This window comes from Siminovitchia fortis (genome assembly GCF_007681465.1).
GTDB classification, from domain to species: domain Bacteria; phylum Bacillota; class Bacilli; order Bacillales; family Bacillaceae_C; genus Siminovitchia; species Siminovitchia fortis.
On sequence record NZ_VEKZ01000025.1, the window covers coordinates 22,259 to 44,801 of the forward strand.

Sequence of the window (22,543 nt, forward strand, 5' to 3'; positions counted from 1 at the left end):
GTATGGGCAACCAACAGATCGTACAGAAGCTATGGAATTTATGTAATGTACTGCGTGATGACGGAATTACTTACCATCAATACGTGACAGAATTGACGTATCTCTTATTTTTGAAAATGATGAAGGAAACTGGCAGCGAAGGGGCAATCCCTCAAGAATACCGCTGGGATTCTCTGACAAGCCTCCATGGAATTGATCTAAAAACGCATTACCAGAAGCTTTTGATCGATTTAGGCAACGAAAGCAATGATATTTTAAAGCAGATTTATGCGAATGCGCAAACGAATATTGATGAGCCGAAGAACTTGGAGAAGATTGTCCGCTCAATTGATGAGCTCGATTGGTATAGTGCAAAGGAAGAGGGACTGGGTGATCTTTACGAAGGTTTGCTGGAAAAGAATGCGAGTGAAACTAAATCGGGCGCCGGGCAGTATTTCACACCGCGTGTGTTGATTGATGCGATTGTGAAGCTTGTGGAACCTCAGCCGGGCGAGCGCTGCAATGACCCGGCGGCAGGGACGTTTGGTTTCATGATTGCCGCTGACCGCCACATCCGCAAGCAGACGGATGATTATTTTGATCTCGGGGAAAAGGAAGCAGAATTCCAGAGGTACAAAGCTTTTTCCGGGGTGGAACTGGTCAGGGATACCCACCGTCTGGCCTTGATGAATGCGATGCTGCATGATATTCAGGGTGAGATTATTTTGGGGGACACGCTGTCCGATTTAGGGAAGGACTTGAAGAATTTCGATGTGATTATGACGAATCCTCCTTTCGGGACGAAGCAGGGAGGCGAGCGCCCGACGCGTGATGATTTGACGTTTACGTCCACGAACAAACAGCTGAACTTCCTTCAGCATATTTATCGTGCATTGAAGCCGGACGGCAAGGCGAGAGCGGCGGTTGTGCTTCCGGATAATGTCCTGTTTGAAAGCGGGGTGGGAGCGAAAATTCGGGAAGACTTGATGGACAAATGCAATCTGCATACCATCCTGCGCTTGCCGACCGGCATCTTCTATGCGCAGGGTGTGAAAACGAACGTCCTTTTCTTTACCAGAGGCAAGACTGATAAAGGCAACACAAAAGAAGTTTGGGTTTACGACCTTAGAACAAACATGCCGAGCTTTGGAAAGCGCACTCCGTTAACGAAGAAACATTTTGAAGGCTTTATGGACGCATACAAAGCCAAAGACCGGACAAAAGTGAAAGATGAGCGCTTCAACGTCTTCACCCGTGAGGAAATTCAAAAGAAGGACAACAGCCTGGACATCGGCCTTATCGCTGACGAATCCCTGTCCATATACGAAAACCTTCCAGACCCCATCGACTCCGCCGAAGAAGCCATCGCCAAACTCGAGCAGGCCGTCAGCCTCCTGACCGAAGTCGTCGAAGAACTGCGTGCAATCGAAGCGGGAAACATCGGCGAAAAAACCGGAAAAGTGGCGGAACTGGCAGGAGTGAGAGGCAATGAATAAGACAAAAAAGAAACAAAAAACAATAGAAGAACTGCTCGAAGAGGCGCTGGTTCCGAAGGAAGAACAACCCTATGAAGTGCCGGGGAACTGGGTGTGGGTGAGACTGGGAGAACTTTGTACTATAAAAACCGGAAGATTAAATGCTAATGCTGCTAATGAAAATGGTATATACCCTTTTTTCACTTGTGCAAAAGATATATTTAAAATAAACGATTATGCTTTTGATGGAGAAGCTATTTTAGTTACAGGGAATGGCGACTTTAATGTGAAATATTATAATGGGAAATTTAATGCTTACCAACGAACTTATGTTTTACAAAATTTTAATTGCGATGGCAAGTATCTGTTTCTTTATTTGAAAAGTACACTTGATATTTTAACGAGTAATAACAGAGGATCGACTATCAAGTATATTCGCTTGGGAGACTTACAAAACCACTTTGTTAATCTCCCACCATTAAATGAACAAAAACGAATTGCTGACAAAGTTGAACACCTTCTAAATAAAATTGACGAAGCGAAACGGTTGATTGAGGAAGCAAAGGAAACGTTTGAGCACCGGCGGGCGGCTATTTTGGATAAGGCTTTTCGTGGGGAATTGACTGCAAGGTGGCGTGAAAATACAGATTCTTTAGCTACAGCAGATCAACTATTAAACAAAATAGGTGGAAAGAAGGATATGAAAAATGACCCATTAGACGGGGAGGTACTTTCTAATCTTTTCAATCTGCCTAAAGGGTGGAAATGGGTTCGTTTAAACGATTTAATAGAATCTTCAACTTATGGGACTTCATCAAAAACAAATGACAATATAGAAGGTGTGCCTGTTATTAGAATGGGAAACATTTTCGATGGGAAAATTATTTTAGATAATCTCAAGTATTTACCGAATGACCATTCAGATATCATGAAGTTAGACCTTGAAGAAAATGACTTGCTATTTAATCGTACGAATTCATACGAGCTAGTTGGAAAAACAGCAATAGTAAATAGAGAGATAGCTGGGAAAATGACTTTCGCATCATACCTCATCCGCGTAAGACTATTGTATAAAGAAATCCTGGCAAATTATGTTTGTCATTATATAAATAGTCATATTGGTAGAACAATGCTAATGACGATGGTCACTCAGCAAGTAGGACAGGCTAATATTAACTCTAAGAAGCTTGCGGCATTGCCAATACCTCTTCCTCCAGAAAAGGAGATTAAAGAGATTTCAAATATATTAAATGATTTCCTTCAAAAAGAGAAACGGACATTGAATATAATGACCCTAGATGGAAATGTAGAGAATTTGAAACAATCCGTTTTATATCAAGCCTTCCGCGGCGAGCTCGGCACAAATGATCCCTCTGAAGAAAGTGTCATTGAGTTGTTGAAAGCAGTGCTTGAAGAAAAAGCCTAATCATTAAACCTTTTTGGTAAAGAACTACCAAGGAAGCCGGTGAAAATTGGTTTCCCAAATTAGTTTTTGGCCCCAATCGATTGTCGTTGGGGCTTTTTCTTTTTTTATTACATAAATAATCTAGTCTGCGAGCTAGCGGGCAATTACTGGATAAAAAAAGAATTTGGTTCAATTAGACGCGGAATATAGGTATTAATATTGGGCGGAATATGAATTTAATGAAGAGAATAGGGTTAGGATGGGGAGGCATGAATTTTGATAAGATTGATTTGTAAGCATTACCCAGTATTTGGTATCATGGTACTCATAATAGAAGAACTGAAGGAATCGCCGCAGAAAAAAGTGAGTTCAACAGTCCTTAAAAAGACCGAGAGCATTATTTGCTTTCGGCCTTTTAAAAGACTATTTAGTTAAATCTCTATTGTCAAAAATGTCGTTAGTCATCCTGCCTAAACTACTTCATCTTTCTTATTAGGTATTAAAGTAACGCCTAAGGTAGCAACAATTCCCGCAATTACAAAAGTATAGAAACTCCATATCAAATCAAATTTCATACTTAATAAAAAACCTATAATTACGGGACCAGAGATCGCACCTATCCTTCCAATTCCAAGCCCCCAACCTATAGCTGTAGCTCTGGATTCTGCCGGGTAATACTTTGTAACAAAAGCATTCATAATTTGTGTACTTCCAACTGCTCCAAAACCGGCGATACCGACAAGACAATAAACAACCGCCATGGAAGGAACTCCTACCGTCAGTAAAAAGGCACTCAATGCGGCTAAAGAATAAGACACAGCGATAACTCGCTTTGACCCCCAACGGTCTGCAACTGCACTTGCCAAAAGTGCCCCGATGCCAGCGGTTAAATTCATTACTAGTAGAAATGATAAACTAGAATTTAGTGAATATCCCAATTCACGCATAATCTGCGGTAACCATGTGTTCAAGCCATATACGAGATAAAAACCCATTATATATGTCAGAAAAATGGCCAAAGTTGCTCTGATGTACTCTTTGGAAAAGAGGCCTCTAACAGATTTTTTTTGGTCAACGTCCAATTCTTCATTTTTCTCTTCTGGTTTTCCAAAAAAAGAAATATCCATATCATAACGTTTACAGATTGTTTCAGCTTCTTTATAGCGACCTCTAGAAATTAAAAAACTAACAGACTCAGGTAAATACTTAATCATAATTGGAATTAATAATAATGGAATAGCGCCTATCCAAAACATAAACCTCCAACCAAGTGAATCTAAAAGGAGTATAGCCAATATAGCCGCTAAAACTGTTCCAAACGAATAGCCTGAAAACATAAGAGCATAGTTAAATGAACGTCTATGAGGAGGTGAATATTCTATCGCCAAGGCAGATGCTGTTGGAATTACTCCACCTAATCCAATTCCGCCAATAAACCGAAATAATCCAAACATTCCTGGGGATGTTGAAATTGCACATATGATCATTGTAATTGAAAATAAAGTTACACAAATAATCAAAGTGCGTTTTCTTCCTATTAAATCAGTGACGGATCCAACAAATATAGCTCCGAATAGCATTCCAAACAACGCATAGCTCCCGATTGTTCCGGCATGTGCCGGAGAAAGCCCCCAAGGTTGATAATCCAATAGGCTTGGAAGAACCGCTCCATAAATTCCTAGGTCATATCCATCTGCTAATATACAAAAAAAGCATATACTTAATATAAAATAAATTAAAGAACGCGGAACGCCTGCATTTTTTTTTGTGGATTGATGATTTTCAACCTCAACAGCTACCCTTTGTATGCTTTGACTCATTAGTTATTCACCCCTAATATTCTTTTGAACCACACACATAAATGAATACGCTTTCAACGATAGTCGAGAATCAGATTCAGGCTTGAATGTCTGTTTTTAATAGCAAATATAAAACTACTATTTTCTCCTCCACCTGTATGGACATGAATAAATCGGGGCCGAAGCCCCAATTACTATTATCCTATTCTTAAAGCAGAATTAACAGCCGGAACCGGACCCATACCATGATGCTTGGATCAACCGCCCCCACTATTTACTTTGATCATTGCCAGCGGAGTAAGACCGAGCTTTGTTACTTTTGCCTGCTCATCAAGACAACAGCGGCCACCCCGTCGTTAATTCGATGCATTTCCCGCGTTCACACTCTTTCGTCTTAAATGCAGGTCTCAACTAGCAACCTCTTCATTTTTTCGTTAACCAACCCTTGTTTTCGTCCTCCTTTTTTAAAAAGGTTTTGTTGCATGAGAATCAGTTCTTCTGCTAAATTATTTATCCTGGTTTGTAGATCATCATCAGTAATTTCATTTTTTTCGTTGAAATGGCTATTATGAGCATATACATAACTAGGTGTCGTATATGCTCTTAAATAACCAGCAATCGGCTTAAGCTGGTTTTCAATCATTAGATAATGCTGGTAAGTTCCGCCTACTGCAACAAAACCCATTATCTTATGGCGAAGTGTTGCAGGGGGAAGCAGGTCAAATAAATTTTTTAAAGGTGCAGGAATAGAGCCATTAAAGACCGGGGTTCCAATTAGATAAAAGTCAGCATCCATCACTTTTCTAATAATTTTTTGCGTGTCATCATTGTATTGTTGAACTTCCCTCCCGTCTGAAAATTCCATGTTGTAATTTTTTAGGTCTAGTAACTCGGTATCAATCTTAAGATCTTTTTCCCTCACCTTGTTCAGTACTTCATTAACTAGTATTGCCGGCTTGGCACCAACAATTGTTCCGGAAATCCCAAGTAGTTTCATAAAATCATCACCTCACTTATCTGTATTATTTAGGAAACGATGGCATGTTTGTTCTTATTGAATGCTGGCATTACCTCATTAGCGACTAATTTAAGCGATTTCATTACTTCTTTGTGTGGCAGACCTCCAAAATTCATAAGCATCATAATATGGTTGCAGCCGGCTGCTTCATACTTTTTAATTCGTTTAATGACATCGTCGGGCGTTCCTATTAAAAGTTGTTCCCTAGCTTCCAGGTCTTCGAATTTGGCACTTCTTCCATATTGCCGAGTATCCAGATATAAGTTTATATGCTCTTTTGAAATCCTTTCTGCCTCTTCTCTCGTTTCAGCAACAAATGTATGGAGAGCTAACGGAATATTCACGGAATTAGTTTCATGACCAGCTTCTTTACGTGCAATTTTATATCCGTCAATGATATCTTTTAACTCTTCAATTGAACTACTCGCTACATAGGGGACTCCCATTATGTTATATCCCATCTTACCAACATATTTAGACCCTCTATCACTCAAAGCTCCGATCCATAGAGGGATGTTTTTTTGTTTAGGCAATACCTCCAATTTTACATCGGAAAATTGATAATATGGACCATCATGGGAAAATTGTTCCCCGCTCCATGCTTTTTCAATTACAGCCAAAGCATCGTTAAAACGATGGGCCTTATCTTTACCATCTACACCAAACCCTGAAAACTCATGAGGTAAGTAGCCGCTCCCCATTCCTAAATTTACTCTTCCGTTGCTTAAAATATCCAATAATGCATAATCTTCCGCTACCTGGATTGGATTTTTAAATGGTAGAGTAACAATTGAAACTCCCAATCTAATGTTTTTTGTTCTTTCAGCAGCAGTTGCCAGTAATAACGGAGGAGTGGTTAATATCCCATACTCACTGAAATGATGCTCTGCAAACCATACCGAATCATAACCCAGTCCATCCGCAAAGCTCGTCTGTTCCAATACTTCGTTCAAAAGCTCCTCATGAGACCTGCCCAGCCTTTCTTTGTAGTTATCAAATACAGTAAACAAACCAAACTCCATTCTTAATCCCTCCATGTTTTTAGTAAATTAAACACAAAAAAACCAACAGCATAGAAAGGTCCTTAAATAGGCAATTCCACCCATAAAAGTTACTTTCAATACTGCTGGTTGTTAATCTACTTTGAGGGTTCAGAACTTCATCTTTCACCCAATAGATTAGCCAGCGAACACTTTAGGCTTTTCTGTATTATCAGTAATTATAACGAATCATCAAAAAAATGCAAGCGCTTTCCGATAAAATATTATTCTTTAGTTTCCATATAACGATTTCGAGCAGAAATTACAGCTTGGATTACAGCTTTTTTCGGGGGTATAATTAGCTTTTCTTCAATATTTTGCACGATTTTATCAATGTCATCTTTAATGGAGTACCCAATAATGAGTGAAGCAGAAAAGCCATTCGTAAGATCCTGTAGAAAAGTAAATGTAGCATTTTTAATTATATCAGTGTTACTATCAATTAAAACAATACAACCAATTACCTTTTGAGTTTCAAATATAGGTGTCCCTTTGGGCAATTGTGCAAATCCAGCTACCAAAAGATCGTTGTTTTTATCATATTCCAAATAATCCCTTCTCCCTTCCACTTCCGCGAGCGGCTGCAGGCTTATATGTAAGAGAACTTTCTTTGTAAGTACTTTGGCAGTTGAGCAATTCTCTACTACCTAACCGCTCGATCCATTTAACCCTTACTTTTTTATCATTGATTAATTTATAATTATTCCATAATTTAATGACAATTGCTACCTTTTCTTCAACTATACTTGTTACCTCTGCTACAGCTGGTATTACACTTGTTGCCACCTGGACTTCAACTAAATATCCACCATTCCTTGGAAGCATGCAAGAATGGGTTGGGGAAAAAGTAAAACATTTGAATAACGGTGTCTGGCTTTCATGTTTAAAAGTATCCGAAAGTACCCCTTCAGTCTCATATTCCGAACCTAAATATTTTTTAATTTCACGTACTTTTCCTTTGCTAATCAAATTTCTAATAAAAGTAGAACTGACTTTTTCTCCCTTTTGTGAAACCTTGGAAAAGGTTGTTACTTCGAAACGTCCTTTTCCTTCTTGTATCAATGTCTCCATTGTCCCCCTTCCCCTATATCCATAGGTAAAATCGAACCCTGCAATTACATGCTTAGCATTTAATTTAATTATAAAGTTTTCAACAAACTCCTCGGAAGATAACATAGAAAGTTGTTTTGTGAAATTTACGACATAAAACACATCCACTCCTAGTTGCCTCATCTTTTCCTCTTTGGCTTGGGGGGGCATTAAGTAATTGACCTTTTCTCCTTTGATAACTTCTTTAGGGTGTGGATAAAAAGTCATAACAGCAAATTTAAGTCCGTTACGCTTAGCAATCTCTTTGCTTTTCATAATAAGTTTCTGATGTCCAAGATGGATTCCATCAAAAAAACCTAGCGCCACAAGAGTAGGTTGCGGCCATTCAATAAAAAAATGAATGTCATTTAAATAAACAGTTTTCAATTACATCACCCTCCAATAAAAAACCAGCTATACTTAAACATTGAAAAGTTTAACCTTTCAATTTAAGCACAACTGGTTCTATGCCTAATTTCATAAGAAAAAGGTAGTCCTATTTCTATCTCAGGCAAGTCAGTATATTTAATCTTTTCAGTTACTTTTAAGAAACTATATACTAATATAACACCATTTACAAGTCTTTTTGAAGGGTTTATTTAGTTTAATGGATTAACAATCATATCTAGGAACTTTTGTAGCGCAAACGAATGATAAGAACCTTTTTTGGTAATTATTCCAAGTCTCCAAATAAGGGATGGTTCTTCTAAGGGAATTACACAGATATTCGAGTTGTTTTGTTTCTGAAAAATGCATTTTGGCATTAAAGCTACCCCCATGTTTGAACCGACAAGTTCCAAAATTAAATCCCATTGGGAACTTTCGTAAGAGACAGTTGGAGTAAATCCTGCGCTTTCACAAGCATTGATGATGTAACTATGTATTGTAAAGTGTTTTGGGAATAAAATAAAGCTTTCTTCCTCTAAACTTTTTATTGCAACAGCTTTTTTATGTGATAGTCGATGTTCGTGGTGAACATATAACAGGAAATCGTCAACAATATAAGGGTATATATTAAACTTGGCATCGTCTACGGGCAAGACAACTAAGCCTACATCCACTTCTTCAGATTCTACAAGCCGCTCAACAATCTTGGCCCCAACCTCTACCAGATCAAGTTTCACATTTGGATAAAGTTTATGGAAGGCTTTTGCAATTTCAGGAAAAAAAAGAGTACCAATTAGTGGAGGTATCCCAATCCTAATTTGTCCAGTTACTAAATCTTTAAGTTCATTCAGCGATGTTGGAATATTATTTATAATGTTTATTGCTTTTACTCCCTGTTCATAGACTATTTTTCCGGCATCTGTGAGGCAAAGATAACGAGAGGACCGGTCTATTAATTCGACTTCCAACTCTTCCTCAAGCCTTTTTACTGCTTTACTCAGAGATGGCTGTGATAAATGAGACTTTTCCGCAGCTTTAGTAAAGCTCTGGTGTTCAACTACTAAGATAAGGGACTGTATATCGCGAAATTCCATCTTTCTTCTCCTTTATTCTTTTCCGGAATAGCTGTAATTACTAATATTCATTTTACTTATAGAGCGATTGAATGTAAACTCTTATCCAAGTATTAGAAAAAGGAGGAATTTTCATTGAGTAAAATCATGACTTCCTTTTCGGAAGCGGTTTCAGATATTCGTGACGGAGCATCCATTGTCGTTGGCGGCTTTGGACTATGTGGCATTCCTGAGAAGCTAATCCAGGCTTTACGCGACAAAGGGACAGCAAACTTAACTATATACAGCAATAATTGCGGGGTGGATGACTGGGGACTGGGTCTTTTACTGGCAAATCAACAGATTAAAAAAATTGTTTCCTCCTATGTCGGTGAAAACAAAATTTTCGAGAAGCAATTTCTTAATGGTCAATTAGAAGTAGAACTGACACCCCAAGGGACATTGGCGGAACGGTTAAGAGCCGGTGGAGCAGGTATCCCTGGTTTCTATACGGCTACAGGAGTTGGCACACCTATTGCTGAAGGCAAAGAAACTAAACTGTTTAATGGAAAAACCTACTTGCTTGAAGAAGGGATTGTTGGAGACTTTTCCCTTATCAAGGCATGGAAAGCTGATACATACGGAAATCTCATTTATCGTAAAACTTCTCGTAATTTTAATCCTTTAGCAGCAATGGCTGGGAAAATTACGATTGCAGAAGTGGAAGAAATTGTCGAACCTGGGGAATTGAATCCTGACGACATTCATACACCAGGTATTTACGTTCAACGATTACTTCTTGGTAAAAACTACGAAAAAAGAATAGAGCGGCGTACGGTGGTAACAGAGAAATAAAGGAGGTCAATTCAAATGAGAGATAGAAGATTAGCTATCATCAAACGAGCAGTTAAAGAAATAAAAGACGGAATGAATGTTAATCTCGGAATAGGAATGCCGACCCTTGTAGCAAATGAAATCCCTTCAGATATTAGAGTGTTATTACAATCGGAAAACGGATTGCTCGGTATAGGTCCTTATCCTATTGAAGGTGAAGAGGATGCAGATCTAATTAATGCAGGAAAGGAAACAATTACAACAGTCCCCGGTGCTTCTTTCTTCGATAGTGCCGAGTCATTTGCCATGATTCGAGGCGGCCACATTGATTTGGCAATTTTGGGCGGAATGGAGGTATCAAAAGATGGGGACTTGGCCAATTGGATGATACCGGGAAAAATGGTTAAAGGGATGGGCGGTGCAATGGATCTTGTAAATGGTGCAAAACGTGTGGTAGTTATAATGGATCATGTAAATAAATACGGTGAATCTAAAATTAAGTCTCAATGTACTTTACCTCTTACCGGAAAGAACGTAGTAAACCGTTTAATTACAGACCTCGCGGTTTTTGACTTCAAGAATGAAGGAATGGTTTTAATTGAAACTCTTAATAATGCAACCATCGATGAAATAAAAAAGAAGACAGAGGCTCCTTTTAGTATTGCCACTGAACTAGTTGTACATTAATCGTCTTATTTGAAGAGATCTTTTGAGAAAAGGGCTATTTAATATTATTTGTAAATTGATTCGTCGGGTTTTGAACTTGCAAACAATTTAAATAGAGCGTAAAGAGGACCATCATTGAAAGTTTATCCATTAGGCTATGGGTGTAGACACTAGAGAGCAGGGAAGAAAGATCGCGGAATTTCATACTATTCTATTTTAGGAAAGTATTAGTTATGTTTCGATTCACCTCTTTGCCAACTTGATTATGAGTATTTTTATGCATGTAAAATATAAACCATTTCTCTTTGAAGGAGGAGTATGAATTGCAGTTGGAAGAGAGTAAAGAACAAGGGATAGATGTTTTATTGAATAATGAAAGTCTAAGGGCATTTCTAGGGCATTTGATTGACTACGCCGGATTATTTCCTCCAGCTCGTTTATCGCTTAGGGAGGCGATTCAAAATTATGCATCGTATAAGTTAGAACAGGATGTGTGGATGCTAGGGCATTTCGTTATTAGAGCATCGGAATTATCGAAACTTTCAACATACGTTAATCTCTTCTCTGCACAAACGCCTCTTGTGATTTCAGCAACTGGAAGCAGAACGGAGAGTTTCGACGGGTGTTTGGCTCAGCTTGAAGATGATTTAAAGGTTATCAATGATTTTCGCAGCAAATACGGTGAACAGGTGGAAATCAATGCATTCGAATTGCCTTTACCTGCGAAAATCCCTCGTCAACATGATTTGCAAAATATTGCAGTGTTAACAGTCGGTCAAGGCTTAAAACCATTTTGTGAATTAACCATTCCCTTAAATAGCGAGAAATGGGAAGAGGATATACTTGCAACCCTCGATGCAATCGCTGATCATAATGCAAAAAGTGAGCAAAAATTAGGGATGAAGTTGCGTACCGGAGGGATTAAAGCTGATATGTTCCCTTCCCCAAAGCAAGTTGCTTCCTTTATACATGGATGTATAGAGCGTCGTTTGCAACTCAAGTTTACAGCAGGCTTGCATCATCCAATCAGGATGTATCGTAAGGAAGTACAAACGAAAATGTATGGGTTTTTAAATGTATTTTTAGCAGTGATCTTAGGAGAAATCCACCGTTTAGATAAAAACTCCATTAAAGAGATTTTATCCGATGAGGACCCTGGAAGCTTTATTTTTCAATCAGATTATATGGCATGGAGGGATTTAAAGGTAACCGCTTATGAAATTGGCCAAGTAAGAAAGACGATATTAAGCTCTTACGGTTCCTGCAGCTTCGATGAGCCTCGGGAGGAATTAAGAGAATTAATTAAAAAACAGGAGTGATTTTGTTGATTAAATCGTTTATTGAAGTAAATGAAGAATCTCATTTTCCAATTCAAAACTTACCATATGGAATTTTTCGAACGAAAAGTAATGAAAAATCACGTGTAGGAGTGGCGATTGGCGAATATGTGTTAGACCTTTCGGTTTTAGATGATCATGGTTTTTTTGATGAGACCCTCATTAAAAATGAGCGAGTTTTCCATGAAGGCTCATTAAATAAATTTATGTCATTGGGTAAGGAAACTTGGAGTAAAGTCCGCCAAATCATTCAACACTTGTTGAGAGAAGATGTTCCTACTCTAAGAGATCATAAAACGCTTAGAAACGAAGCACTCCACCATCAGAGCGAAATTGAATTATTATTGCCAGTGGAAATCGGCGATTATACCGATTTTTATGCCTCTAAAGAACATGCAACGAATGTAGGGATCATGTTCCGCGGAAAAGAAAATGCATTAATGCCAAACTGGACCCATATTCCGGTCGGATATCATGGTCGATCCAGCTCGATCGTTCTTAGCGGTACAGATATTTATCGCCCTCAAGGACAAACAAAATCTCCTACTGCTGACAAACCCGAATTTGGTCCGTGCCGCCAATTAGATTTTGAATTAGAAATGGGTTGTTTTATTGGACCTGGAAATGAACATGGAAATCCAATCCTAGTTGAAAATGCGGAAGATCATATCTTTGGATTAGTTTTAGTGAATGATTGGAGTGCAAGGGATATTCAATCATGGGAATACCAGCCGTTAGGGCCTTTCTTAGCCAAAAACTTTGCTACATCAATCTCACCGTGGGTCGTTCCGTTAGAAGCGCTGGAGCCATTCCGTATCGCGGGGCCGCAGCAGGATCCAGAGCCGCTGCCTTATCTTCAATCAGCAACACCGGCTTCTTATGATATTAATCTAGAAGTCTCGTTAAAAGGGAAGAATATGAGTCAACCGCAAACAATAGCCAAAAGTAATTACCGGCACCTTTACTGGAGCATGGCACAACAAATTGCCCACCACACAATTACCGGATGCAATTTGAATCCCGGCGATTTACTTGCATCAGGGACAATTAGCGGTCCGGAAAAGGAATCACGCGGCAGCTTGCTTGAATTAGCATGGAGAGGAAAGGAACCGATTGAATTTGTCAATGGTGAAACCCGGGTTTGGTTAGAAGACGAGGATGAACTAATCATTACGGGCTGGTGTCAGGGTGAAAACTATCGAATCGGTTTTGGTGAGGTTACAGGTCGCATTTTACCGGCTCGAAATTTAAATATAAAAGCAAAAGAAGCTTTATTTAACGGAAACAATTAATTAGATTTAAGTTGATTAAAGATTATAAGGAGGGTCTGAAATGCCTTTTTACAAACAAATGGGGAAAATTCCGCATAAAAGACACATTACTTTTCGGAAAGAGAACGGGTCTTTATATAGAGAACAGGTGATGGGGACGAAGGGATTCTCTAGTTTACAGTCTATTTTATACCACCATAATCCGCCAACAAAGATGGTGGAAGCTAAGATATTAGGGGATTGTGAAGTGAATTATGAGGAGCAAAAAGCCCTCGCTCCTCGTCACTTTTGGACGAGTAAACTAGAAAAGGGCCTAGATGCGGTTGCCGGACGAAAATATATCCTTGGGAACGACGATTTGATCATTGGAACCGTAAGTCCAACAGAGAACATGGATTATTTTTACAGAAATAGTGATGGAGACGAAGTATTATTCGTTCATTATGGAACAGGAAAAATTGAAACCATATTCGGAACGCTTAACTATAAACCTGGTGATTACGTTGTGATCCCTGTTGGAACGATTTACAGAGTGACGCCTGAGGAAAGAGAAACGAAATTTCTTGTGATCGAAACAACTAGCTGGATCACCACGCCAAAAAGATATAGAAACGAATTCGGCCAGCTTTTAGAGCATAGCCCATTTTGCGAAAGAGATATTAAGGGACCAGAAGTATTAGAAACACACATAGATGAAGGGAAATATGAAGTTCGAACAAAATCAAGAGGGTATCTTCATTCTCACATTTATGATCACCATCCACTTGATGTTGTGGGATGGGATGGCTATCTCTTCCCATGGACGTTCAATGTTAATGACTTTGAACCGATAACAGGACGAATTCATCAGCCACCTCCGGTACATCAAACGTTTGAAGGCCATAATTTTGTTATTTGTTCTTTTGTTCCGCGCCTATATGATTACCATCCGGAGGCAATTCCGGCACCATACTTCCATAGCAATGTAGATAGCGATGAGGTTCTTTATTATGTGGAAGGGAACTTTATGAGCCGAAAAGGGATCGAAAAAGAATCCATTACTCTTCATCCTTCAGGCATTCCTCACGGGCCGCACCCTGGAACAATCGAGGCGAGTATTGGAAAAAAAGAGACCCTTGAATTAGCAGTGATGATCGATACGTTCCGCCCGTTAAAGGTTGTAAAAGAAGCTCATAACATTGAAGATCCTAATTATAAGTACAGTTGGAATGCCAATTAGCTCGTTTGTAGTGGGAAGTGAGGGTAAGCGAATATACCTCCTAACCCACTACGTCTATTAAGAGGGACAGGATGATAAACGCGTGCGACATATTCTGTATACGATTATCCCACTACTTTATATTGTGAATTTATTTTTAAATCGATCAATGATTGATACCGTTTTAATGGTGCTCGCGATTTTAGCGATTTTTTATTCGTTACCCAGAGTTCAAAAGCTGTTTTTTTGGTCATCACTAGGTTTTCTATCAATAGGTACTGTCATTTTTTTTTTTTTTTACAAATGACATTCCATTTCAGGATTTCTTACCATCATTTAAACCGATGATGGGTTTACTGGGGATTTTTGTCGTTTTACCTTTTATACAAGGAATACTACGCTTAAACAAATACGATAAAAGCATGAAAAGCCTCATTCGTTACCGTGTAAAACACTTGAGCGGGATTTATCAGCGAACATCGTTTTTTACCTATTTATTAGCGGTATTGTTGACGATTGCCACACTTCCGATTAGTATACAGAGTTTAAATAATCTTGTTCCGTCGCTTAAAGGAGACGCAAAAAAACGCTTTTATACACATTCAATGTTACGAGCGTATAGTTTGGCTTTATTTTGGAGTCCGGTGGAACTATTAGTTATTGCAAGTATTGACCAGTTAAATGCAAGTTACCTTGTTTTAATGCCCATTTTGCTATTGACCAGTTTGACTTATTTGTTTTTTGATTGGCTGTTACACAGGAGGACATATTTCATTCCGCTAGAGGAAATGAATATAGAGAAAAAAGGGACATTTAACAAAAAAGACGCCCTAAGGATAGTCCAATTTTTCGTTGCTGTGATCCTACTATTCGTATTCGTTCTAGTAACAGACCATTTTTTGCAGGAAGGACTTTTGGTAGCCATTGTCATCGTCGTTATCCCATTTTCGTTCGCTTGGATCATCGTACTAAGGAAACTGCCAATCTACCTCACTTATATGAAAAAAAGTTTATATATTAGCATTGGTAATATGAATAATTTTGTCGCCTTATTTTTATCAGCTGGCTTTTTTATTTCGATGATGGAAAAATCAGTTTTATTTGATCATATTAATGAATTTGTGATCAATCAGTTTCAAAGTTTGCATTTAGCAGTCTTCTTCTTTTTTATTGCGGCAATTTTTTGGATCACATCTCTTTGCGGCTTTTTTTCAGTGGTTACGATTACGCTGCTCGCGCAAGTGCTTGCCCCGATTGCGAGTGGGCTCGAAAATAGTCTTGCTTTGTTATTCATTGGTTCAACAATTTCCTTATTGATGATTAGTCCATTCAATATCGCCACAGCGATTATGGCGACTCTCATTCGGTCATCGCCTTTAAAAATTTTCAAATGGAATTTTAAGTTTGCGTTTGGCTTTATGATTTTAGTGACGACGATTTCTGTTATATATGAACTTTTTTAAAAGGAAATTTCTAAGGTGTTTTATTCGTTCAGCAAGCCCTGCTTATAAAGAAACAAAAAAAATGAGTGAAGGAGCGACCATTTTGAAAATTTTAAGACTTGGGCATGCCTCTTATTTGTTAACAAGTAGGCAGGAGAAGCGTTATTTGATTGATCCGTTTTTAAGTGTAAACCCCGGCTGTCCTGAAGAGTACACAAAGCCGGAATTTTTAAAAACAATTAATGCGGTTTTTTTAACGCATGGTCACTTTGATCACACTAGCGGTCTTCAAGAGATTACGGATGTGAATCCTGAGGTGCTAATCGTCGCTCAGTATGATTTCGGTTTGTTACTCATGCAAAAAGGCTATAAAAACGTTCACTTGTTGAATTATGGAGGTTCGATTGAGCTTGATGATGTCAAGGCAACGATGGTTCAAGCGATACATACTTCTTCATATAGTGAAACAGAAGGTACTCCAATGTACGCAGGTCAACCGGCGGGTTATGTTTTTGCTTTCGCGGGAGATCGAACCGTTTATCATTCCGGTGATACGACAATGATGGCGGATATGAAATTAATCCAGGACTTTTACAAACCGGATATTGCGATCCTCTCTTCCTCCGGACAGTTTGTCATGGGTCCTGAAGAGGCAGCTTACGTTGTGAAAAACTTAATTGATGTCGACTATGTCATCCCAAATCATCAATTTCCGAACAGCGCAACAACACCTCGGCCTGAGGTACTACAGGGTATGCTTGAAAATTTCCCTGTGATTGAAACGATGATGAACAAGGACAATAAATTCAAAGAATTACTTAAAGACTACGATAAAACAACAGTCGTGTTGATCGATTTTGGTGAGGAAAAAGAGTTTTAATACAAGATATTTGATTGGGAACGCTGGTCTATCCCGAGTTTAGTTGGAACTGCATCCATCTAAAAATTACGCTTCCCCAGAAGTATTATCAGCAATGCAATAAATTTGGAAATTTGTAAATAGCCCGTAACTCTATGAATGTATAGATTTACGGGCTATTTCATTTATATAATAAGATCAAAGGTCAGCCAGTGAGAAAAATAAGGAGATCTCCATGTTTTCAATAAACAAATTTACTGTCAAAAACACCAATACAATCGCACTGATTCTTACCGCAGTATTAACGGCCCTTGCCAGTGAAATTAAAGTCACTCCCTTCGGCGGGGAGGCTTTTCGCTTTGGATTGGGGAGTATTGCTTTTTTTCTGCTTATTCTCATTTGGCCCCCGGCATCTCTCATACGCACTGGTTTCGTTACAGGGATCGTGGTCATATGTTTTCGTATTGCAGAGGATATATTTCTATTTGAAGTGTTTGATTGGACAAGCATAAAAAGTCACTTGCCCGCTTTTTTATATTATTTTATATTTGCACTGGGCTTACATGTCATTAAAGTTGAAAGGTACAAAACTACTCCGCTTATTTTAGGCGCTTGGGCTGTTTTATTTGAATTTGTCGGCAATGGTGTCGAACAGCTTACCAGGCATTGGATGCAGGGCCAAGTAAATTTAGACTTGCAGACTTGGGCCTTGCTGGGAGGGGTGGCCATCATCCGCAGCTATTTTGTAGTTGGATTATATAGCTCCATAACAGTTTCGGAACAAAGGAAACGTATGCAGGAAATGCTTGAAGTAGGCTCTGAGTTATATGCTGAATCCCTCTACTTGGAGAAATCAATGAATCATATCGAACGTATTACTGCCTCAAGCCATGATTTATATAGGCATTTAAAAAAGAAAGAGCTGCATCAATTAAGCGCTCAAGCCCTGCATATTGCTCAAGAAATTCATGAAGTGAAAAAAGATTCACAGCGGGTTTTATCAGGGATTACGAAAATAACCGAGCGAAAAAGAAATCATATTCTTCTTCTGTCGGATGTGCTGAACATCATAGTCTCGGCAAATAAGAAATACAGTGAGCTGTTAAAGAAAAATATTAACTTTCGCGTAAATAGTGCAGTTGACTTTGAAACAGATCAGCAAATGCCGCTTCTTGCCCTATTGAATAACCTGACAGCCAATTCCGTTGAAGCTATTACAAATAAAGGTGAAATTCATATTAAACTATTTGAAGAATCAGCGTACACTTGTTTCGTTATAAAAGATTCCGGCAAAGGTATTCCAAAAGAGTACGCATCTACGATCTTTGAAACAGGATATACTACAAAATACAGCGATCAAGGTGTTGCTGCGACTGGGATCGGCTTATCTCATGTAAAAGAGATTATCCAAGCGCTTGAGGGGAAAATTGAATTGGAATTCCCGGAGAAGGGTGCTGTTTTTCGAATCCTTATCCCGACCAAAAATATCCGAAAGCGAGTTGAATAAAACTGCGTTATTTTATTGTAGATGATGATAAAGCAAGCAGAGCAATGTTGAAGAACATTATAACGGAATGTGATCTTGGAGTTGTTATAGGTGAGGCCAAAAGCGGGGCCGAATGTCTTTCGTCCATCCTTGCCGTGCATCCTGACGTCGTCTTGATTGATTTATTAATGCCTGGGCTGGACGGAATTGAAGCAATTGAACAGCTGAGAATGAAGGGATTCCAAGGTCAATTTATTATGATCTCCCAAATCGTAAACAAGGAAATGGTTGGCGAAGCTTATGAAAAAGGGGTCGAATTTTTTATTCATAAGCCCATTAACCGAATAGAAGTACGGAGTATTTTAAAAAGAGTAGCGGAACAATTTCAATTAAGAAATTCATTACTCGTAATCAAGGAATCTTTGGGTCAAAGTGAATCAGCAACAACGAGACAGCAAAGCGTAAAAGAGATCGTTTTGTCGATATTGAATGATATGGGCATCATCGGAGAGTCAGGCAGCGATGATATTATATCGATGATGGAAATCCTCATATATGAAAATGAAGGAGTTATCCAATTGCCGCCGTTAAAAAATTTATATGAATCCATTGCGGTCAAACCGGGGAATCATAACTTGAGCAGCAAAGCCATTGAACAGCGGATTCGCAGAATCATTTTAACGGCTGTCAATAATTTAGCTTCTCTGGGGTCGATTGATTACACAAATCCAGTGTTTGAATACTATGCACCCCGTTATTTCGACTTTCAAGTAGTAAGAGATCAAATGATCTCTATTCAGGAAGACCATAATGAGCCGAAAAAGGCCAAAGTAAACATAAAGAAATTTCTTCAAGCGCTGTATCATGACACAATAGAAAAATATAACGATAAATAGTGTAGGATTCCCTAGGATTCGACAGGTCACCCGTAAAATAGTCATAACGCTATCTCATTGGAAGCGATTACTATGGGAAAGGGTGACTTTATATAGATGAAGAAAATTAAACTTACTCTGGCATCTCAAATACTTATTGGATTAATACTGGGAATTATCGTCGGGGCCATTTTTTATGGAAACCCGGCCGTGGAAACATACCTGCAGCCAATTGGTACTATTTTTATAAACATGATTAAAATGATCGTAGTACCAATCATTATTTCTACTTTAATCCTGGGTGTTGCCGGAACAGGCGACCTCAAAAAATTGGGGAAGCTTGGCGGGAAAACACTCATTTACTTTGAGGTTGTTACAACGATTGCGATTATTGTTGGTATATTATCTGCAAATATTTTCAAACCGGGTGTAGGTTTGGACATGTCGACACTTTCCAAAGGCGATATCGACCAGTATGTCCAGACGACTGAAGAAGTACAAAGTGAAAGCCATGGTATTTTGGACGTGGTTGTAAACATTGTGCCGAGCAATGTTATCCAATCGATGGCTGAAGGAGATATGCTTCCCATTATCTTCTTTTCTGTCTTATTCGGTTTAGGGATTGCGGCGATTGGCGAAAAAGGAAAACCTGTGCTCGCCTTCTTTGAAGGCGTAGCAGATGCCATGTTTTGGGTGACAAACTGTATTATGAAGTTTGCCCCATTCGGTGTATTTGCCTTAATTGGTGTATCGGTGTCAAAATTCGGTTTGGAATCGTTAATTCCACTTGGAAAATTAATGATTCTTGTCTATTTAACGATGCTCTTTTTTATTGTTGTCGTGCTTGGAGGAATTGCCAAGCTGGTTGGCACAAATATTTTCCACATCATCAAAGTATTGAAAGATGAGCTGCTTTTGGCCTATTCAACTTCCAGCTCTGAAACCGTATTGCCAAAGGTGATGCAAAAAATGGAAAAGTTCGGATGTCCAAAGGATATTGTATCTTTTGTAGTTCCGACCGGCTATTCCTTTAACTTGGATGGATCCACATTATACCAAGCTCTTGCAGCGCTTTTTATTGCCCAAATGTATGGGATCGATTTAAGCATGACGGAACAAATTACCCTTGTATTGGTATTGATGCTGACATCCAAAGGAATTGCCGGTGTACCGGGAGTTTCGTTTGTTGTATTGCTGGCAACTTTGGGAACAGTAGGAATTCCGCTTGAAGGACTCGCATTTATCGCCGGAATTGATAGACTTCTTGATATGGCACGCACGGTTGTGAACGTTGTAGGTAATGCATTGGCTACAGTTGTGATGTCTAAGTGGGAAGGCCGGTTTGATACTGAAAAGAAAGAGAGCTACCGCTCATCTGTTAATGAACTTGCGGAAAACCAGTTTGGTTAAAAGAGGCCTGGCAAAGATGTGAATGATTGATAGTGAAGCAGCAGTTAACCAAAGCCTCCCCCTATACAAGAACGGGGGTTCAGGCTTTGGTTTTTCCACATTCTGCAAAGCCTTTCCCATCCTCTTCCGTCCCAACTACTTTCAGATAATAACAAATAATTATTCTAATCTATAAAAGGCTCAAAAACACGATAATTAGGGTATAATAGAATAGGAGAAGATATTAGATTATTTCGCACCCCTGCATGCTGGGGTGCTATGCAGATGTGCCTACATCCTATATAAATTATGGTAAAAAGGAAGGTAGAAATGAGCAGACAAACGAAAACAGATGTTGTCTTAATTGGTGCCGGAACCATGAGTGCAACTTTGGGATCTCTGCTGAAAGAGTTAGCGCCGGATTGGGAAATCAAAGTTTTTGAGAAGCTCGAAAATGCGGGTGAAGAGAGCTCTAACGAATGGAACAATGCAGGTACGGGCCATTCGGCACTGTGCGAGCTTAACTACACACCCCAGAGGCCTGACGGATCCATAGACATCAGCAAGGCTGTAAAAGTGAATGAACAGTTTCAGCTTTCAAGGCAATTTTGGTCTTATCTTGTAAAAAGCAATCTGATCAGCAATCCGCATGATTTCATCATGCCGATCCCCCATATGAGTTTAGTAGAAGGGGAAGAGAACGTAGCTTTTTTGAAAAAACGATTTGAGGCATTGTCAAACAATCCCCTGTTCCAAGGGATGGAATTTTCCGATGATCCTGAACAGCTGAAGGAATGGATTCCGCTTATCATGGAAGGCCGTACGTTGAATGAACCGATTGCGGCGACAAAAATCGACACGGGTACGGATGTGAACTTTGGTGCCTTGACCCGCATGTTGTTTGATCATTTGAAAAGCAAAAACGTCGAGGTTCACTACAAGCATTGTGTGAAGGACATTAAACGCACAAGCGACGGCTTGTGGGAAGTGAAAGTGTATAATATGGACAGCGGCCAAACTGAATTTCACGCTGCAAAGTTCGTCTTTATCGGCGGCGGGGGCGGAAGTCTGCCTTTACTGCAAAAAACCGGTATCCCTGAGTCCAAGCATATTGGAGGTTTTCCGGTAAGCGGACTATTCTTGGTGTGCAACAATCCGGAGGTAGCGGAAAAGCATCACGCAAAAGTGTATGGGAAAGCGAAGGTTGGAGCTCCTCCAATGTCTGTTCCGCATCTGGATTCAAGATATATCGACAACAAGAAAACATTGCTGTTTGGACCGTTCGCGGGCTTCTCGCCAAAGTTCTTAAAAACGGGTTCAAATTTAGACCTGATCGGTTCCGTCAAACCGAATAATGTCATCACGATGCTGGCAGCAGGTGTCAAAGAGATGTCATTGACAAAATACCTGATCCAGCAAGTGATGCTGTCGAATGAACAGCGCATGGAAGAGTTGCGGGAGTTTATTCCAAGCGCCAAAAACGAAGATTGGGAGGTCGTGACAGCCGGCCAGCGTGTGCAAGTAATCAAAGATACAGAGGCTGGCAAGGGAACACTTCAATTTGGCACGGAAGTTGTAAGCAGCTCGGATGGCTCGATCGCTGCATTGCTTGGCGCCTCTCCGGGTGCTTCCACTGCTGTTCATGTCATGCTTGAGGTATTGGAAAAATGCTTCCCGGAACATATGAAAGAGTGGGAGTCAAAGATTAAAGAAATGATTCCTTCATACGGCGTGTCACTAGTGGAAAACCCGGATCTTTTCCAGGAAATCCTTACTTCCACATCGGAGACACTTGGCCTAAGCGAAAATTTGCCATTCCAGACAGTATCATAAATAAGAAAAGCGCAAGCGCCCGTTTAGCGACGTACAAACTGGAGCGCTCCGCAATGAGATAAAGGAAACACGGCGAGGTACGAGCCGATGTTGACTTATCGTAGTGCTC

Annotated in this window: 19 protein-coding genes; 13 read left to right on the forward strand and 6 right to left on the reverse strand. The window is 39.5% G+C overall.

Annotated features, from left to right (window positions below; all coding sequences use genetic code 11):
• Nucleotides 1-2: 2 nt before the first annotated feature.
• Nucleotides 3-1,475: a class I SAM-dependent DNA methyltransferase gene (locus tag FS666_RS09980; protein ID WP_144460720.1), complete on the forward strand. Its 1,473-nt coding sequence runs from the start codon at nt 3-5 to the stop codon at nt 1,473-1,475.
• Nucleotides 1,468-2,880 carry a restriction endonuclease subunit S gene (locus tag FS666_RS09985; protein WP_144460721.1) on the forward strand — a complete coding sequence of 471 codons (1,413 nt, stop codon included), beginning with the start codon at nt 1,468-1,470 and terminating at the stop codon, nt 2,878-2,880. Before FS666_RS09980 ends, FS666_RS09985 begins: the two co-directional genes overlap by 8 nt.
• 449 nt (nt 2,881-3,329) lie before the next feature.
• Here FS666_RS09985 and FS666_RS09990 read toward each other — a convergent pair whose 3' ends face one another.
• The 6 genes from FS666_RS09990 to FS666_RS10015 all read right to left on the reverse strand — a co-directional run bounded on the left by FS666_RS09990 (nt 3,330) and on the right by FS666_RS10015 (nt 9,286).
• On the reverse strand, nt 3,330-4,679 hold the full coding sequence (locus tag FS666_RS09990; protein ID WP_144460722.1) for an MFS transporter: 1,350 nt from the start codon (nt 4,677-4,679) through the stop codon (nt 3,330-3,332).
• A gap of 373 nt (nt 4,680-5,052) precedes the next feature.
• Entirely contained in the window at nt 5,053-5,655 is a 603-nt protein-coding gene (locus FS666_RS09995; protein WP_144460723.1) for an NADPH-dependent FMN reductase, read from the reverse strand.
• Between the two features lie 29 nt (nt 5,656-5,684).
• The gene (locus FS666_RS10000) at nt 5,685-6,698 is read right to left on the reverse strand and encodes an LLM class flavin-dependent oxidoreductase (protein WP_144460724.1); all 1,014 of its coding nucleotides are present in this window, start codon (nt 6,696-6,698) and stop codon (nt 5,685-5,687) included.
• A 242-nt stretch (nt 6,699-6,940) separates the two neighbouring features.
• On the reverse strand, nt 6,941-7,264 hold the full coding sequence (locus tag FS666_RS10005) for a DUF3870 domain-containing protein (RefSeq protein WP_186306530.1): 324 nt from the start codon (nt 7,262-7,264) through the stop codon (nt 6,941-6,943).
• Nucleotides 7,254-8,192, reverse strand: a complete 939-nt coding sequence (locus tag FS666_RS10010; protein WP_144460726.1) for an FAD synthetase family protein — start codon at nt 8,190-8,192, stop codon at nt 7,254-7,256. Before FS666_RS10010 ends, FS666_RS10005 begins: the two co-directional genes overlap by 11 nt.
• Nucleotides 8,193-8,404: 212 nt before the next feature.
• Complete coding sequence (locus tag FS666_RS10015) at nt 8,405-9,286, reverse strand: LysR family transcriptional regulator (RefSeq protein ID WP_144460727.1); 882 nt, start codon at nt 9,284-9,286, stop codon at nt 8,405-8,407.
• A gap of 126 nt (nt 9,287-9,412) precedes the next feature.
• On the opposite strand from FS666_RS10015, the gene FS666_RS10020 reads away from it, so the two are divergent.
• From FS666_RS10020 to FS666_RS10070, 11 genes are all read left to right on the forward strand, one after another.
• Nucleotides 9,413-10,099, forward strand: coding sequence for a CoA transferase subunit A (locus FS666_RS10020; RefSeq protein WP_144460766.1), 687 nt, complete (start codon nt 9,413-9,415; stop codon nt 10,097-10,099).
• Between the two features lie 15 nt (nt 10,100-10,114).
• Entirely contained in the window at nt 10,115-10,765 is a 651-nt protein-coding gene (locus FS666_RS10025) for a 3-oxoacid CoA-transferase subunit B (RefSeq protein ID WP_144460728.1), read from the forward strand.
• 302 nt (nt 10,766-11,067) lie between these two features.
• A complete protein-coding gene (locus FS666_RS10030; RefSeq protein ID WP_244943890.1) occupies nt 11,068-12,063 on the forward strand; it encodes a hypothetical protein in 996 nt (331 codons plus the stop codon).
• A 5-nt stretch (nt 12,064-12,068) separates the two neighbouring features.
• A complete protein-coding gene (gene fahA, locus FS666_RS10035) occupies nt 12,069-13,373 on the forward strand; it encodes a fumarylacetoacetase (protein ID WP_144460729.1) in 1,305 nt (434 codons plus the stop codon).
• 40 nt (nt 13,374-13,413) lie between these two features.
• Nucleotides 13,414-14,571 carry a homogentisate 1,2-dioxygenase gene (locus FS666_RS10040; RefSeq protein ID WP_144460730.1) on the forward strand — a complete coding sequence of 386 codons (1,158 nt, stop codon included), beginning with the start codon at nt 13,414-13,416 and terminating at the stop codon, nt 14,569-14,571.
• 323 nt (nt 14,572-14,894) lie between these two features.
• Nucleotides 14,895-16,013 (forward strand): hypothetical protein, encoded by a 1,119-nt coding sequence (locus FS666_RS10045; RefSeq protein ID WP_144460731.1) that lies wholly within the window; start codon nt 14,895-14,897, stop codon nt 16,011-16,013.
• A gap of 61 nt (nt 16,014-16,074) precedes the next feature.
• On the forward strand, nt 16,075-16,872 hold the full coding sequence (locus tag FS666_RS10050; protein ID WP_260842002.1) for a metal-dependent hydrolase: 798 nt from the start codon (nt 16,075-16,077) through the stop codon (nt 16,870-16,872).
• Between the two features lie 214 nt (nt 16,873-17,086).
• The gene (locus FS666_RS10055) at nt 17,087-18,358 is read left to right on the forward strand and encodes an ATP-binding protein (RefSeq protein WP_144460733.1); all 1,272 of its coding nucleotides are present in this window, start codon (nt 17,087-17,089) and stop codon (nt 18,356-18,358) included.
• Between the two features lie 2 nt (nt 18,359-18,360).
• Nucleotides 18,361-19,233 carry a response regulator gene (locus FS666_RS10060; protein WP_144460734.1) on the forward strand — a complete coding sequence of 291 codons (873 nt, stop codon included), beginning with the start codon at nt 18,361-18,363 and terminating at the stop codon, nt 19,231-19,233.
• A 96-nt stretch (nt 19,234-19,329) separates the two neighbouring features.
• Complete coding sequence (gene gltP / locus FS666_RS10065) at nt 19,330-20,622, forward strand: glutamate/aspartate:proton symporter GltP (protein ID WP_144460735.1); 1,293 nt, start codon at nt 19,330-19,332, stop codon at nt 20,620-20,622.
• Between the two features lie 288 nt (nt 20,623-20,910).
• Entirely contained in the window at nt 20,911-22,434 is a 1,524-nt protein-coding gene (locus tag FS666_RS10070) for a malate:quinone oxidoreductase (RefSeq protein WP_306463593.1), read from the forward strand.
• Nucleotides 22,435-22,543 lie beyond the last annotated feature (109 nt).